The sequence below is a fragment of the Saprospiraceae bacterium genome (assembly GCA_016712145.1).
In the GTDB taxonomy this organism is placed as follows: domain Bacteria; phylum Bacteroidota; class Bacteroidia; order Chitinophagales; family Saprospiraceae; genus Vicinibacter.
The window spans coordinates 286182-300859 of the sequence record JADJRO010000001.1; the positions used below are offsets into that span (position 1 = coordinate 286182).

13 protein-coding genes, 1 other RNA gene and 1 pseudogene are annotated in these 14678 nt (G+C 36.1%); 7 read left to right on the forward strand and 8 right to left on the reverse strand.

The window, feature by feature from the left end; genetic code table 11:
• The first annotated feature begins 2 nt into the window (after window positions 1-2).
• Both IPK91_01190 and ssrA read left to right on the forward strand, forming a co-directional pair.
• Window positions 3-950, forward strand: a complete 948-nt coding sequence (locus IPK91_01190; GenBank protein ID MBK8295912.1) for a phosphoribosylaminoimidazolesuccinocarboxamide synthase — start codon at window positions 3-5, stop codon at window positions 948-950.
• Between the two features lie 94 nt (window positions 951-1044).
• Window positions 1045-1413: a transfer-messenger RNA gene (gene ssrA / locus IPK91_01195) on the forward strand.
• Window positions 1414-1605: 192 nt separating this feature from the next.
• On the opposite strand, the gene IPK91_01200 is transcribed toward ssrA, so the two are convergent.
• Both IPK91_01200 and IPK91_01205 read right to left on the reverse strand, forming a co-directional pair.
• The gene (locus IPK91_01200) at window positions 1606-3174 is read right to left on the reverse strand and encodes a T9SS type A sorting domain-containing protein (protein MBK8295913.1); all 1569 of its coding nucleotides are present in this window, start codon (window positions 3172-3174) and stop codon (window positions 1606-1608) included.
• A 149-nt stretch (window positions 3175-3323) separates the two neighbouring features.
• Window positions 3324-3704 carry a hypothetical protein gene (locus IPK91_01205; GenBank protein MBK8295914.1) on the reverse strand — a complete coding sequence of 127 codons (381 nt, stop codon included), beginning with the start codon at window positions 3702-3704 and terminating at the stop codon, window positions 3324-3326.
• A gap of 262 nt (window positions 3705-3966) precedes the next feature.
• On the opposite strand from IPK91_01205, the gene IPK91_01210 reads away from it, so the two are divergent.
• The 4 genes and pseudogenes from IPK91_01210 to IPK91_01225 all read left to right on the forward strand — a co-directional run bounded on the left by IPK91_01210 (window position 3967) and on the right by IPK91_01225 (window position 8966).
• The gene (locus tag IPK91_01210) at window positions 3967-4566 is read left to right on the forward strand and encodes a transcriptional regulator (GenBank protein MBK8295915.1); all 600 of its coding nucleotides are present in this window, start codon (window positions 3967-3969) and stop codon (window positions 4564-4566) included.
• Window positions 4563-5283 (forward strand): annotated as a pseudogene (locus IPK91_01215) (DUF3307 domain-containing protein). The gene IPK91_01210 and the pseudogene IPK91_01215 overlap by 4 nt, the downstream one beginning before the upstream one ends.
• Window positions 5284-5556: 273 nt before the next feature.
• A complete protein-coding gene (locus IPK91_01220; GenBank protein MBK8295916.1) occupies window positions 5557-6087 on the forward strand; it encodes a hypothetical protein in 531 nt (176 codons plus the stop codon).
• Window positions 6088-6104: 17 nt separating this feature from the next.
• Window positions 6105-8966: a T9SS type A sorting domain-containing protein gene (locus IPK91_01225; protein MBK8295917.1), complete on the forward strand. Its 2862-nt coding sequence runs from the start codon at window positions 6105-6107 to the stop codon at window positions 8964-8966.
• Between the two features lie 94 nt (window positions 8967-9060).
• On the opposite strand, the gene IPK91_01230 is transcribed toward IPK91_01225, so the two are convergent.
• The 6 genes from IPK91_01230 to IPK91_01255 are packed head-to-tail and all read right to left on the reverse strand — an operon-like array spanning window position 9061 to window position 13861.
• On the reverse strand, window positions 9061-9642 hold the full coding sequence (locus tag IPK91_01230) for a hypothetical protein (protein MBK8295918.1): 582 nt from the start codon (window positions 9640-9642) through the stop codon (window positions 9061-9063).
• A complete protein-coding gene (locus IPK91_01235; protein MBK8295919.1) occupies window positions 9629-9874 on the reverse strand; it encodes a hypothetical protein in 246 nt (81 codons plus the stop codon). The genes IPK91_01230 and IPK91_01235 overlap by 14 nt, the downstream gene beginning before the upstream one ends.
• Entirely contained in the window at window positions 9843-10652 is an 810-nt protein-coding gene (locus tag IPK91_01240; protein MBK8295920.1) for a DUF2520 domain-containing protein, read from the reverse strand. The genes IPK91_01235 and IPK91_01240 overlap by 32 nt, the downstream gene beginning before the upstream one ends.
• Window positions 10642-12879, reverse strand: coding sequence for a cytochrome c biogenesis protein CcsA (ccsA, locus tag IPK91_01245; GenBank protein ID MBK8295921.1), 2238 nt, complete (start codon window positions 12877-12879; stop codon window positions 10642-10644). The genes IPK91_01240 and ccsA overlap by 11 nt, the downstream gene beginning before the upstream one ends.
• 23 nt (window positions 12880-12902) lie before the next feature.
• Window positions 12903-13466 carry a hypothetical protein gene (locus IPK91_01250; GenBank protein MBK8295922.1) on the reverse strand — a complete coding sequence of 188 codons (564 nt, stop codon included), beginning with the start codon at window positions 13464-13466 and terminating at the stop codon, window positions 12903-12905.
• Window positions 13463-13861, reverse strand: a complete 399-nt coding sequence (locus IPK91_01255) for a cytochrome c maturation protein CcmE (GenBank protein MBK8295923.1) — start codon at window positions 13859-13861, stop codon at window positions 13463-13465. The genes IPK91_01250 and IPK91_01255 overlap by 4 nt, the downstream gene beginning before the upstream one ends.
• A gap of 55 nt (window positions 13862-13916) precedes the next feature.
• On the opposite strand from IPK91_01255, the gene IPK91_01260 reads away from it, so the two are divergent.
• Window positions 13917-14660, forward strand: a complete 744-nt coding sequence (locus IPK91_01260) for an ATP-binding cassette domain-containing protein (protein ID MBK8295924.1) — start codon at window positions 13917-13919, stop codon at window positions 14658-14660.
• Window positions 14661-14678 lie beyond the last annotated feature (18 nt).

Genomic DNA, 14678 nt, shown 5'->3' on the forward strand with positions numbered 1-14678 from the left:
TTATGTTGCCCGAACACATCGCCCTTTCAGGTACAGATTTTCATTTTAAAAATCAACAACAGGTTTACCGCGGAAAAGTGCGGGATGTCTATGATATTGGTGAAAAATTAATCATAATTACCACCGACCGGATTTCAGCCTTCGACCATATTTTGCCAAGACCGATTCCCTGGAAAGGACAAGTTTTAAATCAAATTGCAGCTCATTTTCTAGAGGCCGTTAAAGATATTTGTCCGGTTTGGCTCGAAGAATGTCCGGATCCCAATGTTTCCGTCGGAAAAAAATGTCAGGGAATTCCCATCGAAATGGTTGTTCGGGGATATTTAACCGGACATGCCTGGCGTACCTACGCATCTGGCGAACGGGTTTTATGTGGCGTTCAATTGGAGGAAGGAATGCGTGAAAATCAAAAATTCACAAGCCCCATGCTAACACCCACTACAAAAGCCAGCGAAGGACACGATGAAGATATTTCTGCTGATGCACTTATCAAAAGGGGAATTGTAAGCAAAGCCCTTTGGGAGGACATGGCAAGGCTTGCATTTCGATTATTTGAGCGTGGGACTTCAATTGCCGCAAAGCAAGGACTTATACTCGTAGATACTAAATATGAATTTGGACTCTTTGATGGGAATTTGATTTTAATGGATGAAATTCATACGCCCGACAGTTCGAGGTATTTTGAACGAGCAAATTATCTGGAACATTTCAACAACAATACGTCACCTACACAACTTTCCAAAGAATTTGTCCGTGAATGGTTGATGGCACATGGATTTCAAGGGAAAGATGGTCAGTTGATGCCGGAAATGCCCGATTTATTTGTTTGGACCATATCTGAACGTTACATCGATTTATACGAACGGATAACAGGAAAACCCTTTATAAAATCAGACTCCGAGATCCCTGTCAGACAACGGATTGCATCCAATCTTTCAAAATATTTGTAGTTTCTGGAACTTTCAAACTCCTGATATCGTTTTCTCATTACAATTTAAATGTAAATTGATTTCCTTACACAGCTATACAAGCACACATCATATTGGGGTTGTATTGGAATCGACAGGAAATGTAATGGTTTAGTAAGCATGTCGTAGGATGATAGCACGCTACGTAAAAAACGGGTATCGACTTTTAAATGGCAATACTTCTTTTGCTGTTGCAGCTTAATTCTAGTAGTTAATATGCATCTGTGTCCCGGAGTGGATGTCTGATAAATTCCGCATGACACATCATAAAACATCAGGCTGGATGCTTAATAGTCCCGCTTAATCATCGAGAAAGAGGGAATAAGGTTTGGTAAGCTCGTTTTCTAAGCTCCACCAAATCTGACAAGTAAATAGAAAACTAAACATGTAGAAAGTTAAATGATTCTTTCTCTGGACGCGGGTTCGAATCCCGCCAGCTCCACCAAATTCAATTAAGAATTAAAAATTAAGAATTACGAATTATGGGAGCGTAGCGTACATCCCGCGTACTCGCGGGACGAATTGCAGGCGCATTAGCCTTCTTGAGTATCGACAATTTTTTGAGATCAATATGCAATAGCATTAATTTGAGATCCTTTGTCTGGTAAATTCTGACTAATTTATCGAAAGTATATGCTTATATTTTTACAATTACTTTGCTTGAGTGTGAATGTGGCCAAAATAAATTGAGATAATAAATTCCTGATTTCAGCTTGCTAAGTTCGATGATGTTTTGATCTTTATCAAAACGGTCTTTTGTCCAAACGATTTCACCCAATGTATTGATCACTTGAATTTTTATAATTTGATCCAATGGTAAATCAGGGCTTTTGATTGAAATTGAATTAAGAAATGGATTTGGTTCAATGGAAAATTGTACTTTCTCATCAAGTTGATTTGTTTTTACCCAACCATTGAAACAATTAAACAAATTGTGATTGTAAAACAAAGATATTTTCGACGAGTACTCTTTTAAAAGTTTAATGGCACTTAAATGATTTCCTGTAAAATCTCTTGCATATGTAAAAGCAAAATTTGGACTAACAATTTCAGAGTTATTTATACGATCAAGTTTTATAATAACAATACTATGTTCTGAATTCATAGGTGAAATCCCTAATTGAGTCCAGCCGGTATCATAAGGATTGCCTGTAAAAGCATAATTTGTATAATCACTTCTTGGAGGATCGTAGCCATTTCCTCCTCTGGTTAGATGATATCCATCGCGCCAACTTGAATTCAACATTCTGTAATATTCTATGGCGGTTGTAGGTGTGCCGGTAGCAGCTGGGAAGTTGCCTTGATTTGAATTATAGTACATAAAAGAATGTACAGGATAATTTAAAAGTGTGCATCCTTGCACTGGTGGATTTACACCATAAACCAAATCGGTGTCGGATGAATTGTAAGAATATGCTAAGTTTTTATTTACATCAAAACCGATATAATCATCAAGGGAACTTCCAATTTTATAATCGGTAAATAACCCTATAAAAAAATCAAAATATTCTGATTTTGACCTATTGTAAAGATTAAATTTAACAAACACGGTTTGATTTAAAGTTGTATCGGATGAGTTTTTAAAAGCGTAAACCATTCCATGAATTTCAGCATCCAAGGGGTACCCATTGCTATTAGTGTGTATTGATTTTGCATCGTTGATGATATAATAAATGGCTTGATCACCACAGATAATAGGATAATCTCCTTTCTCAGGTTCATAGATTTTGTTTTTATTTAAATCTTCAAAGGGGGCTAATAATTGTGCTTCTCCATTTGCAGTGTTCCCATTGCCCGGCCAATCTTTTATTGAATTTGGTATTTGATATCCCGGAGTCATAAAATTTCTTACATGGTTGTTTATTTCTGTTTGATTAATTTTCCATGTTCGATTGTATCTTTTAATATAGCTACTGTCATTGTAATCGATTGCTGCAGGGCCATAAAAGAAATCGCTCTGATTTCGAATTGTGTTGGCCGCTATCTTTAAGTCGTGTTGAACGTCATATGCACCCAACCATAAATTGGCTTCACGTATGGTATTTCGCTTACTGCCTTTAGGGATTTCAAATCCATTTCTAAAGAGTCGGCCATCAGCACTTACTGAAGCTTTAATGTCGTTAATATCAAGGTATTCTATGGTTTGACTTTGACTTAAAGGATGGAAAAGTAAAATTAGGATTGAAACATTTAGCAACTGTAGCATACGAACTTCGTTTAGTATTTAAACGAGCAGAAATAGATTTTGTGAATATTGAGCTAGAACGATATTTATTGTGTAGCTGTCATTGACACAAATGAAAAAGCCCTCATCATTAGAATGATAAGGGCTTTTTTATTTTTATATTTATACAATTAACGACATCGGCCAATGCATGTTGTATAATTGCGAATGGCTTGTTGTATGCACCAGGTGTAGTTTTGTGGAGCTACGTGTTGGCAAATCGTTAGATGTCGGTTTAATTGTTTTCCACAATTGGATCGACACGATGCAGGTTGCGGAATTTGAAATGCTGCAAATGTTATGGAGGCTAAATTAAATGAATCATTCTGCAAGGCTACTGTATCCAATGCCTGGATATAGGCCAATTCACTCAATCCAGCAATTTGTGCATCTTTAATGGTGAGGGCTTTTTCAATTGCATCTAGACGGGGACCCCAGTTTTGAGGAGCTTCTTTTTTACATGAACACAAGAGGAATAGGAGGGAGGAACAAATTGCAATTAGATTTTTCATATTTTTTTTGTTTAGGAATTAGGAAATAATATTTTTAAAGGCAATGCAAAGTTGCGAGCCGATTCACTGCGAGTCAATCCGCCGAAAGGGCCATTTTTTCAATGGTTCTTTAGGGGTAATGGGCTCGTGTAAGTCTGCATACAGTAACTGCTTGAGAAGCTATGTATTGGCTATTTAAACTATACTGTGTATTATCGGCTTTTCAAACGATATTTTGTTATATCGGGTATTTATCCGATATTTGAGGATGGAGAGTTCCAAAATGCTTGCAGTACTTACAGGGGATGTTATTAATTCACAAAAAGGAGACGCTGCTTTCTGGATGCACCTGCTTAAGCGTTCCCTCCAATTATTTGGTAAGGAGCCGTCAGATTGGGAAATTTATCGGGGCGATAGCTTCCAAATGCTGCTACCAGCCAAGGAGGCACTTCATGCTGCACTAATCATCAAGGCGGGGTTAAAACAAATTCCCAAATTGGATGTCAGGATTGCCATTGGAATTGGGACCGTAAACTATATGACAGCTAAAATTACTGAATCCTCCGGCGATGCTTTTACAAGATCCGGCAGTTGTTTTGATGCTTTGAAAAAACAATCTTTGAGTATTTCTACAGAAGATGAAGCATTTAACGACTGCTTTAATCTGATGTTGGCCCTTGGACTTCTTACTATGAATTCCTGGAGTGTGATTGTTGCGCAAGCCATTCAAGCAGCCCTTGAACATCCAGATAAAAATCAAATGGAACTTGCTCAATTACTAAAGAAATCTCAAAGTTCAATCAGTGAAGCATTGACACGCGGTGGTTATGAAGAGGTCTTACGAATGGAACAGTATTTTCAACAACAAATACAAAAGCTATGATCGAATTGTTTCTGAAAATTCTTTTAGCGCATTTACTGGGTGATTTTGTATTCCAGCCTGAAAAATGGGTAGTAGATAAAATGGCTAAAAAGCAGCGTTCCGTTTTTTTATACTGGCATCTGATGGTGCATCTTTTGTTGCTTTTGACAATTCTGCAATTTGATAGGGATTATTGGCTTGGCATTGCAATTATTGTTATTTCACATGGACTCATTGATTTATTAAAATTGCATTTGCAATCCAAAATAGATAATCGCCTCAATTTTTTTCTGGACCAAATGGCTCATGTTTCCGTACTTGTTTGTGTCGCTTCCATGTATGTGCCCATTGAATTTTCAGCGACATGGATATTTAATTCCCCAAACCATCTTGTTTTTGGTTGCTGTTGTGTGTGTTAGCTATGTGTCTGCAATTATTATGAAAGTATTGATCAGCGCCTGGAAAATGGATGAAGAAAACGAATCAGACAGTTTAAAAAATGCAGGAAAATATATTGGAATTTTAGAAAGACTCCTGATTTTTGGTTTTATCATTTTAAATCAATGGGCATCCATCGGATTGTTGATTGCTGCAAAATCAGTGCTGCGGTTTAATGATTTATCGAGGTCTAAAGACAGGAAGTTGACAGAGTATATATTGATAGGGACTCTTTTGAGCATAGGCTTAGCTTTGGTGTTTAGTTTATTGTACCTCTACTTTTTAAAAAGTATCAGTTGATTAATTCTTAATACAATAATAAACTTCAAGGCGCCATCTATTCTTGGTGCTAACTATTTTAGTACGTAAATCTCTTATCGAGTTTATTTTTAGTTTGACTTTATTAAAGTAACGTGCATTGGAATTTGAATCTAGAACGCAATTTTCAACAATAAACTCTAATTAAATATTTCGCAATTCTTTTGCTATTAATTCCAAATTTGTATATTTGGAATTTAAATTGACTCTAAACCAAATAATTTATCCAGTGTTTCACGAATTAAATCATTAATTATGGCATCATTTTACAATAAAATACTTCTATGCTTAGCCTCGTTTTTTTTATTGGCTTTGGATGAATTAAAAAGTCAATCTTGCAATAATTTACAAACAAGTAATATTGAAACTGGATTTGATTGGGGTGCTTCTTTTGGGGTAAATGTGTCTGTAGAAAGACACCGTTACAGTGTATTGCGTCCAAGAATGACAGATATACGTTATCGTAAGGATGGTACGTCCAATTGGACAAATAGAAGTGCAGTGGGTCGGTTGGTTAGTAATTGGCCTGTGATTGAATACACTTACGATTGTTTGATTCAATTTGAATTGCCACCAGATGGCAGTTTGTATGAAATGCAAGCCAGGCTTGATTGTGATGTAGAAGGCACAGGGAATTGGGTTAATAAGAATTTTAGAATGCCATGCGCACCTGACAGGACCAATGATTTAGAGCAAGTGGATGGAAATACGATAATCATCGAAGATGATTATGCGGATGAAGGTTGGTTGAGTGATGATGAAGGCAGGACTTTTTTAGAAAGGTAAATTATCAAAATGGGCAAGTGGTATTTGCAGATTTATCTGAAAATTACAACTATCAATTTAAACAGAGAATTCGTTGTGACGACCAATCATGGTCAAATTTTTCACCAACTGTTACTGTAAAAACAGAATGCTATAAGCCAAGAAATAATGAATTGAGTTTTAACCTAAGACAAATGGATAGCCGAATCCAAATTGTATGTGCAAAGCCTGCAACATTGTTTGAATTTAAGTATCGTAAAAAGCCAAATGGACAATGGGAGACTTCAAGTGAAATCAACCGGTCTGAATTTACTATTCCTGATGGAATCAATCCTGGAGATACCTATGAAATACAATGTAAAGTAGCTTGCGGACAATGGTCGTACTGGACTGATTGGTCTAATATAATTGAATATACAGTACCTGTAGATTGCATAACACCAATTTCTGATTATGGTTCGAAGGACATTACAAATCATGATGCCACGCTTTATTGCAGAGGGGACCATCAGGGTGGTGTTGTAGAAAGTCATAAATTTCGATATAGAAAAACAGGAAATACAAACTGGAATGAAAGAGAATCACTTACGAATTCGTTTACAATTTCGAGTCTTGATCCTAATACGGAATATGAATTTGAAGTTCAACATCTGTGCGTTGCAAATTTCAATAGCAGGTGGTCGGATAAGAAAACCTTTGTTACTGAGCGCAATTGTGAGCCAAGCTCTGAAGTAATTGAAATATTAAATGTAGCTTATAGCACAGCTTTGTTGCGATGTATCCAAACCGAACGCGAAGGCTATGTATGGGAAGTGAAACGCGTATCTGATGGAAGGAGAATCATAACAACAAGTTTGCAGACATCAAATGAGTATCCATTGGACATGCTAGAACAGGGTGAAGAATATGAAGTACGTTTAAAAATATATTGCAATCCGGATTATTCAAATTATACCGATGCGGTTACTTTTACTACTTTGAGTTGTGCTACACCTGAATTAAATGAAATTGAAGTCGATGATATAAATAATACAAGTGCAAATTTTATATATCTTGGAAATATTCAGTCTGGTGTGGATTGGCAATATCGAAAACAAGGAAATTCAAACTGGAAGAAAAGCAGCAGCAGAGTAAGTACTACTTTGATAGATAGTCTCGTTGCAAATACAGACTATGAATTCAGATGCAGGAGCAAGTGCAATGAAAATCCGGCCGAATACAGTGAATGGTGCGCGATACAATATTTTAGAACAACTTGTGATGGCACCATTTCACATTTCTCTAATGTGAGCACCAATCAAATTACAGTTCATGCAAATAATTCTAAATCAGATGAATACAGTTTTAGATATCGGCTTAGTGGCGCTGGATTATGGACCCAATCACCAAATCTAACATCAAGGCAATTTACTGCAATGAACTTACTGGATGATTCCGAATATGAATTCCAGGTTCAAAGTATTTGCAATAATGTCTTTTCAGCATGGTCAGCCAGTGAGTTTATGATTACAGATGAAATCTTGGCTGAGCCTTGTTCGAGACCGGGCAGATTGAATGTTGGTGCAAGTAATATCATGAGTTCCAGTGCAAGACTTAATAATTACAGGACAAATGTAGATGCCTATTATTTTAGATATTTAGATGGAGTAAATTGGATAACTTCAGGAGAATTAAATGTAGCTTATTTTGATATCAATGGATTGACTCCGGATACCAGGTATTTATATCAGGCAAGAGTTAAATGTGGCAATACCTTAAGCGAGTGGTCTGATACCTTGCGATTCAGAACGCTTGCGAATGTTTTTTCAATTTCATCCGGTTGTTTTGTTCCATTTGTATCTCAATTATATCCTCTATTTATAGGAACAAATTCAGCATTACTTCTTTGTTATGAAAATGATGCAAATCAGTTTCAATTTAGATACAAAGATTCTAGTTCAGCGAGTTGGATAGAAACCAATGTGGAAGCTTCAAACAGGATTCTTGTAAATAATTTAATTACTAATACAGTATATGAGTTTCAAGTAAGGCTTAATTGCAATGCCGGTTTTGGATCCTACTCACAGTCCCGATATTTTAAAACTCAACCTATAGTTAAGTGCCAGGCACCAAGTACGGATAATTTTGCCATGGCACGGATTGGGACAGATCACGCACAAGTATATTCTTTTAATCTCAGTTTAAACTATCAATTCCGATACAGGGCATTGTTGGATTCAGTCTGGAGCTATCTTGATACCTCTTCAAATCCATTGCATACTTTGGTTGAATTAAAAGAAGGATCTGATTATGCGATCCAAATGAGGCATAGTTGTATCAATGGGGAGATGAGTGATTTTTCAAATGTTAAATTATTTTCTACTTTACCTTATTGTTATACTATTTTATTGTCAGATATATCTGTTAAGAATATTACAAAAAATTCTGCTGAATTGCATTGGAATTCAAATGCCGAAGCACATTTGGTAAGGTTCCGAAAACAAGGGGATACCATATGGACTAAAAAATTGATCTATTTAGAAAATTCTATAGATTTAAGTCTTTTGGTATCAAATACAGAATATGAATTCCAAATAGTAGCAATTTGCGATGAGAACAACATAGCAAATTGGTCTCCTTTAGTTAAGTTTAAAACTTTGGGGACGACGCTTGCTGAGGAAATAGGGCAAAATAAAATTTATCTTGCACCCAATCCTGTTGATAAATACTTGCGACTAATGGGGCCTAATGATTTAGCAGGAGGTCAGTATAGTATATTTAATCTATTTGGGAAGCCAGTTATGATAGATCAGTTGAATGAACAACATATTGTAAATATTGAAAATTTGAAATCTGGTTTGTATTTCTTGGAATTCCACTTCAAAGAAAATAAACAACAGATAAAATTTGTTAAATTGTAATATATTTTAACATTTTCTAAGTAAGTCTTATACGAGTAAACATATTTAGGAGTTTATTGGATCAGGATTTGGAGAGTTGTTTAAACATAAAAATTTAAATATTCGGACCACGAAGCAGTTTAAAACTGATTTCAAATCGGACGCTTTCTCTGCCAGCGTTTCCATTATACCGATAATCTAAATAATTAGTAAAAAAGAAATTACCTTCTATGGAGCCACTTGGTTGACTGTAATTGGTAATGGCAATTTGAATGTCTCTTGGGATGGCTGTTATAAATTCATCACCATTCGTATAGATTAACTGCAGGTCACCTGATTTTGCAACATTTGGATCGTTTGCAAAAACACTTAAGAATGTGCCGGTAACAGTATCACCTTTCCAGGCCCAATTGATAAAACTGTTTGTTTCTAAATTCATTCCCATGTCTTCCTGAATGGGTTGGATGAGCACTTTGTTAATTTCCTTAGATAAAAGAAATTGATGGTCATCCGTATGGTTTTCACTGATTAAATCAAAATTCCTTCCTGTGAACTTTCCAGATAGAATACTGATGCGAATTTCACTGGGTCCTTTAAATTGATCTGGATTAACAGGGTCGATTGTGCACGTACTCAGACTTAAAAAGACCATGCAAAGAATAAGAAATCTATAATTAAATGAATTAGCTGATTTCATGGGAACGAATTTTATAAGTTGCATTCATTGAATTAAATAATTGATAAACATCTTGAATCCAGGTTTCAGTAACAAGTTTGACCGCATCTTCAAAATTGGATAATTTATCGGTTTCTAAAAACTTATAGGTTTGTTCAAAGGGGCCAATTTCAAATTTGATAATTAATTTATTTCCCGATTTAAATACGGTGATCAATAATTCAGGATGTGGAATCTGTCCCAGAATTCTCATGCTTAAAGGTTTGTTCTATAATTTGTGAATATTTTTTATACAAGGACCGGTATTCAGGAAATTCTGAAACCAATAAACGAATGTGCTTTTCAATGGTTTGGACATCCCCTCGTTTTGCAGGACCGGTTTGCGCGTTTATTGGATCTAAACGGAACGCTTTGTCTACCGTTTCAAGCATTAAGCTGTGTAATACTTCAAAAGGAACTTGAGCGTTATCAAGGATTTTTTTAGCCGCAAGTAGATTGTAGTTTGAAAAATTATTGGCAAACACAGAAGCTAAATGCAAATGTGTACGGATTTGATCATTCATTTCCAATAAATGGCTGCTTAGTGATTGAGCAAGCGTGCGGAGCATGTTTATAGCGTCCGGGCTTCCTTCAATAAAAATTGGAATGTGAGTCCAATCCAATTCTTTAAATTTACTGAATGTTTGAAGAGGGTAAAATAAACTCCGATTAATAAAATAGGCATCAATCAGATCCGGACTGTTGACTCCTGAACTATGGGCAACGATGGCTTTTTTATCCAGTTTAGTTGACAACGATTTACTAAGCGTTTCAATCGCGTCATCTTTAATGCAGATTAAATAAATCTGAGCATTGCAGTTTATCTGATCAATTTGATTAATTGCTTGAGTTTGTAAAAGATCTGCTAATAGTTTAGCGCGTTCAAAATCTCTGGAATAAACTTGCGCGATTTTGTGGCCGCTAATTTTGAGCTTCTTTCCAAGTGCAGTTGCCAAATTGCCCGATCCGATCAATACAATTTCAAAGGGCATCGCGCTTGTTTTTACGTTTTGTATAGGATGCTAAGAGCATACCTGAAAGCATCAAGATGCTTCCAAACCATACCAGATTGATCCATGGAAATTCAATAACCTGAATTACAATAAAATCATTGCGCGCTGCATTTTCAGCCACCAAAATAGGCAATTTAAGCGTGTTCAGATTTGGATGAATGGAATATTCAAACCCCATTTCCTCTGTCTGTGGATTTATTTTTGAAAAGCGAAGCGTGATTCCAGGATGAATGGCACTGACCGGCATCGATACAATCTGATTTCCTTTTATCAAGTAAATAGGCTTCAATAATACCTGATTCGTTCCATCATGAAATTCAATTTCAGCAGAAACTGCGATCTCATCATCTTTTGGTACATAGATTTCAGGATCTATGTCTCTGCTGATCGTATTCAGCTTTAGAAATTTGCCTTCGCCGATTGGTGCTTGTTGGCCCTTTTTTAAACTGAGTTTTTCAAATTTAATATCCTCCCATTTAGGATTTACTAATTCGTAAACCGTATCTGGAATTTGAATACGAACCCGATACTCATCCAATTGAAATGGAAATTTATAAACCAGATTTTGTCTAAACAAAATTCCAGGACTGGCGGTTTTGGATTCCTTGTCTTCCAGGTTTTTGATTTTTAGCTGAAATTGTATTTTTTGGTCTCCTGATTTGAATTCAAAATCCTTGGCTGAAAAATCATTGAGAATACTATCCAATATAATAAAATGATTCTTTGTATAGATCGTATCCTTTAATTTGCAAAAATACAATTCATATTTTAAGCTGTCTTCTGCTTGTTTTGCAGCTTCTACATCCGTTTGTGTCTGCGGAATTTGTGCGATCAATGAAAATACATCGCGATTTAAGTAATGTTTTGTAGAGGGGTTGGCAGCAGCTACTTTTGTCAATTTATTATCGTACTGAACCTCAGGATGTAATTTGAACGCTTCTGTTTTATTGTTCAACGAATCTTCTTTCCAGAAATCCAGTTCGTAAATTCTGCTCTTATTTATAAAGGTATCGGAAGAATAATTTACCCAATACCCGTTCATAAACATTTTTTCGTTTTTGATTAAGGTTAGGTGTTTTGAAATATCATCTTCAGACCAATTTTCTAAAAGATCCCGTTGCGCAAATTCATTTGTTGAAATTATGCGTTTATTAATACCTGTAAATAAAACGCCAAGCAATAAAATCCCAAATCCACCATGAGAACAAACCAATGCAGATTGCATTGGATTAAATCGGATGCTGTGAATTAAATACAGGGCAGAACTGCAGATTGCAAACCAAGCAGCTACTAATAAAACTAAATGACTCCAGTGTAATTTTTCAAACGAATACAAACTGATCCAACTAAGGATAAAAGCGATCACAAGACTCAAGGAAACTCGAATCAAAAAGGGTTTACCTAATTTTAAACTTCGATCCCCTAAATAGCGCAAATAGATAGAAACTGAAGAAAGAACAGCAACTAAAACACCAATCCAAAGTTGGTATTGGTTGTGATGTGTAATGGGTTCAAGTGGAGGGCTTCTGTGCCAGGATTCCATTGAAATATTTAGTAATTTTCCAAATTGATCTAAAATTTTATTATAAACTGGAATGGAAGTCGTAAAACTTATAAGCAATGCGCTAAATAATAGAACCAAACTTCCAATAAACATCCAAAATTCACGGGAATGAAATTGTTCTTCGCTTTCTTTTTGAGGAATGAGTTTATAGCGAGAAATAAAGTAAGCCAATGGAATTATACTGACGATAGAACAAAAAATTACTAATTGCCATTCCAATCCCATTTGGGTAAAAGCATGAGCCGAACTGTCGCCTAATATTCCGCTTCGTGTTAAAAAAGAAGAATACACAACGAGGATAAAAGACAAAAAATACAAGCTCATAGTAGCGCCTACAGAAAAACCGGTAGATTTTGCTACCAAATTGGTGTGAATTCCTGCAACTAAAACGATCCAGGGCACCAATGACATATTTTCAACAGGATCCCAGGCCCAATAGCCACCGAAACTCAATGCTTCGTATGCCCAGGCACCGCCCATTAAAATTCCTGTTCCCAAAATAAAACCAGAAAAAAGTGCCCAGGGCAAAACAGGTTTTAGCCAATTTGTAAAATCTTTTTGCATAATCCCGCTAAGAGCATATGCAAATGGGATAATGGTTGAGGCAAACCCAAGAAACAACGTAGGAGGATGAATGATCATCCAATAATTTTGAAGCAAGGGATTTAAGCCATTGCCTTTATAAGTTGGGTGTATTCGGCATTATTGAAAAGTGGAATATCCATGATATGCCTGAGAAGTGCAAATGGACTGCTGCCGATGCGACTTTCACCAATATAAATACCTAGAAGCATGCTGGTTAAAATCACATTGACAGCCAGAATGATTGATAAGACACTGTGATCAAAACGTGATTTAAAATTAAAAAAGAACAAACCTAAAATGCAATTCCAAAACATCCAAAGTAAAAAACTTCCTTCCTGTCCTTCCCAAAAAGCTGATAGAATATAACGATTCGGAAGTTCATCAGAAACATGGGCCCAGACATAATTGTATTCGTAATAATGTTGTCCCATCATAAAAAAGATGAGCCCGATGATCGAAAATATACACACGATGTGCAACAAAAAGAGCCAACGCAATGCCTTCTTCCAACTTTCAGAAAATTGTTTTCGATTTAGAATAAATGCGGTAACTGCAAAGAGGGCAGAGAAAAAAGCAAGGCAAACTAAAAAATGGCCTGTGTAATGAATCCACAAATGTTCACCAACATATTGGATGGACTTCATAGGGCAGTAGTGGACTTAATATAAATTTCTTCGTCTTTATATTTTGAAGGACATTTAAGCAACATGGATTTTGCAATAAAAACATCGTCTTTCATGCTCCCGGTTAATACAACTTGTTCAGATAATTCAAAATCCTGTGGCTTGGGAGCATTGAGGATCACTTTTTTTGTCTCGCCATCTTTATCTGTGAGATAAAAGCTAAAATAATTTGCATCTTTCTCAGGCTGGTAATAAATCTCCTGGTCTTTTGCAAGGGTGCCTACCAATTTGACCTGATCTCCACTTTTTGCTGCTTTACTAAAGCTGGCGTAGGTGGAAAAATCTTTGGATACGGATATCAATAACACGATAGCTACTGCAATCAGGCTTAATGTAAATAGAAATGATTTTTTCATTGAATGCAAATTTAAGCGGAATACGATATTATCAAGGCTTCTTAACGTTGCTTTAATGATATTCTTCTATGTAACAACCAGATTAGTGCATCTTAGTTCGGAATCGGCTTGTACTTTTGCGGTTTATAACGCCATGCCAAAACACATAATTCAAGCCATTAATCTCAGTATTTCCTACCCGCAAAAGGATTTAATTACTGGCTTAAACTGGACAGTCGACGAACAAGAATGGATTGAATTTTCGGGTCCAAATGGAGCTGGGAAGACTTCACTATTGAATGCATTTTATGGAATGCCAATGAAATTAAGCGGACAGCTCAACGTACTCGATTTTTCCCTTAATCCCTTAAGCAAAGAAGATCTTGCGTCCTTAAGGCGAAAAATTGGATATGCGCGTCAAAACCTTCAATTGATACCTGAGAAAACGGTTCGAGCCAATTTACTAATGGCTTTACATGCAACCGACCGCGTCCAGGATTTTGATTTTGACGGTCAGGTGCTTTGGATACTTGAAGCACTTGGAATGTCTGAAAAGATTAAAACCCCGCTGGCGATGCTTTCACAAGGTGAGCAACATGTTATTGCCATTGCGAGAGCATTAATCCATAAACCTAAATTGGTATTTTTAGATCAAAGTCTTGATTATCTGGATGATACCAGTCGAAAAACTGTCATTCAATTCATTCAAAACGCCCGTGAATCAGACCGATTGACGATTCTATCCAGCGCGATTAAAACCTGGTCTCAGGAAATTACAAATTGCAAGTCTATTAAAATCGAGAACGGAATTCTGATTTAGAGTTAAAATCAAAGGACC

What these genes read in the sequence shown, in the direction of transcription:
- IPK91_01205 (MBK8295914.1), bottom strand. Translation starts at nt 3,704, where the DNA reads ATGAAAAATCTAATTGCAATTTGTTCCTCCCTCCTATTCCTCTTGTGT.
- IPK91_01240 (MBK8295920.1), bottom strand. Translation starts at nt 10,652, where the DNA reads ATGCCCTTTGAAATTGTATTGATCGGATCGGGCAATTTGGCAACTGCA.
- IPK91_01190 (MBK8295912.1), top strand. Translation starts at nt 3, where the DNA reads ATGTTGCCCGAACACATCGCCCTTTCAGGTACAGATTTTCATTTTAAA.
- IPK91_01260 (MBK8295924.1), top strand. Translation starts at nt 13,917, where the DNA reads ATGATATTCTTCTATGTAACAACCAGATTAGTGCATCTTAGTTCGGAA.
- IPK91_01235 (MBK8295919.1), bottom strand. Translation starts at nt 9,874, where the DNA reads ATGAGAATTCTGGGACAGATTCCACATCCTGAATTATTGATCACCGTA.
- IPK91_01220 (MBK8295916.1), top strand. Translation starts at nt 5,557, where the DNA reads ATGGCATCATTTTACAATAAAATACTTCTATGCTTAGCCTCGTTTTTT.
- IPK91_01210 (MBK8295915.1), top strand. Translation starts at nt 3,967, where the DNA reads ATGCTTGCAGTACTTACAGGGGATGTTATTAATTCACAAAAAGGAGAC.
- ccsA (MBK8295921.1), bottom strand. Translation starts at nt 12,879, where the DNA reads ATGATCATTCATCCTCCTACGTTGTTTCTTGGGTTTGCCTCAACCATT.
- IPK91_01250 (MBK8295922.1), bottom strand. Translation starts at nt 13,466, where the DNA reads ATGAAGTCCATCCAATATGTTGGTGAACATTTGTGGATTCATTACACA.
- IPK91_01200 (MBK8295913.1), bottom strand. Translation starts at nt 3,174, where the DNA reads ATGCTACAGTTGCTAAATGTTTCAATCCTAATTTTACTTTTCCATCCT.
- IPK91_01230 (MBK8295918.1), bottom strand. Translation starts at nt 9,642, where the DNA reads ATGAAATCAGCTAATTCATTTAATTATAGATTTCTTATTCTTTGCATG.
- IPK91_01255 (MBK8295923.1), bottom strand. Translation starts at nt 13,861, where the DNA reads ATGAAAAAATCATTTCTATTTACATTAAGCCTGATTGCAGTAGCTATC.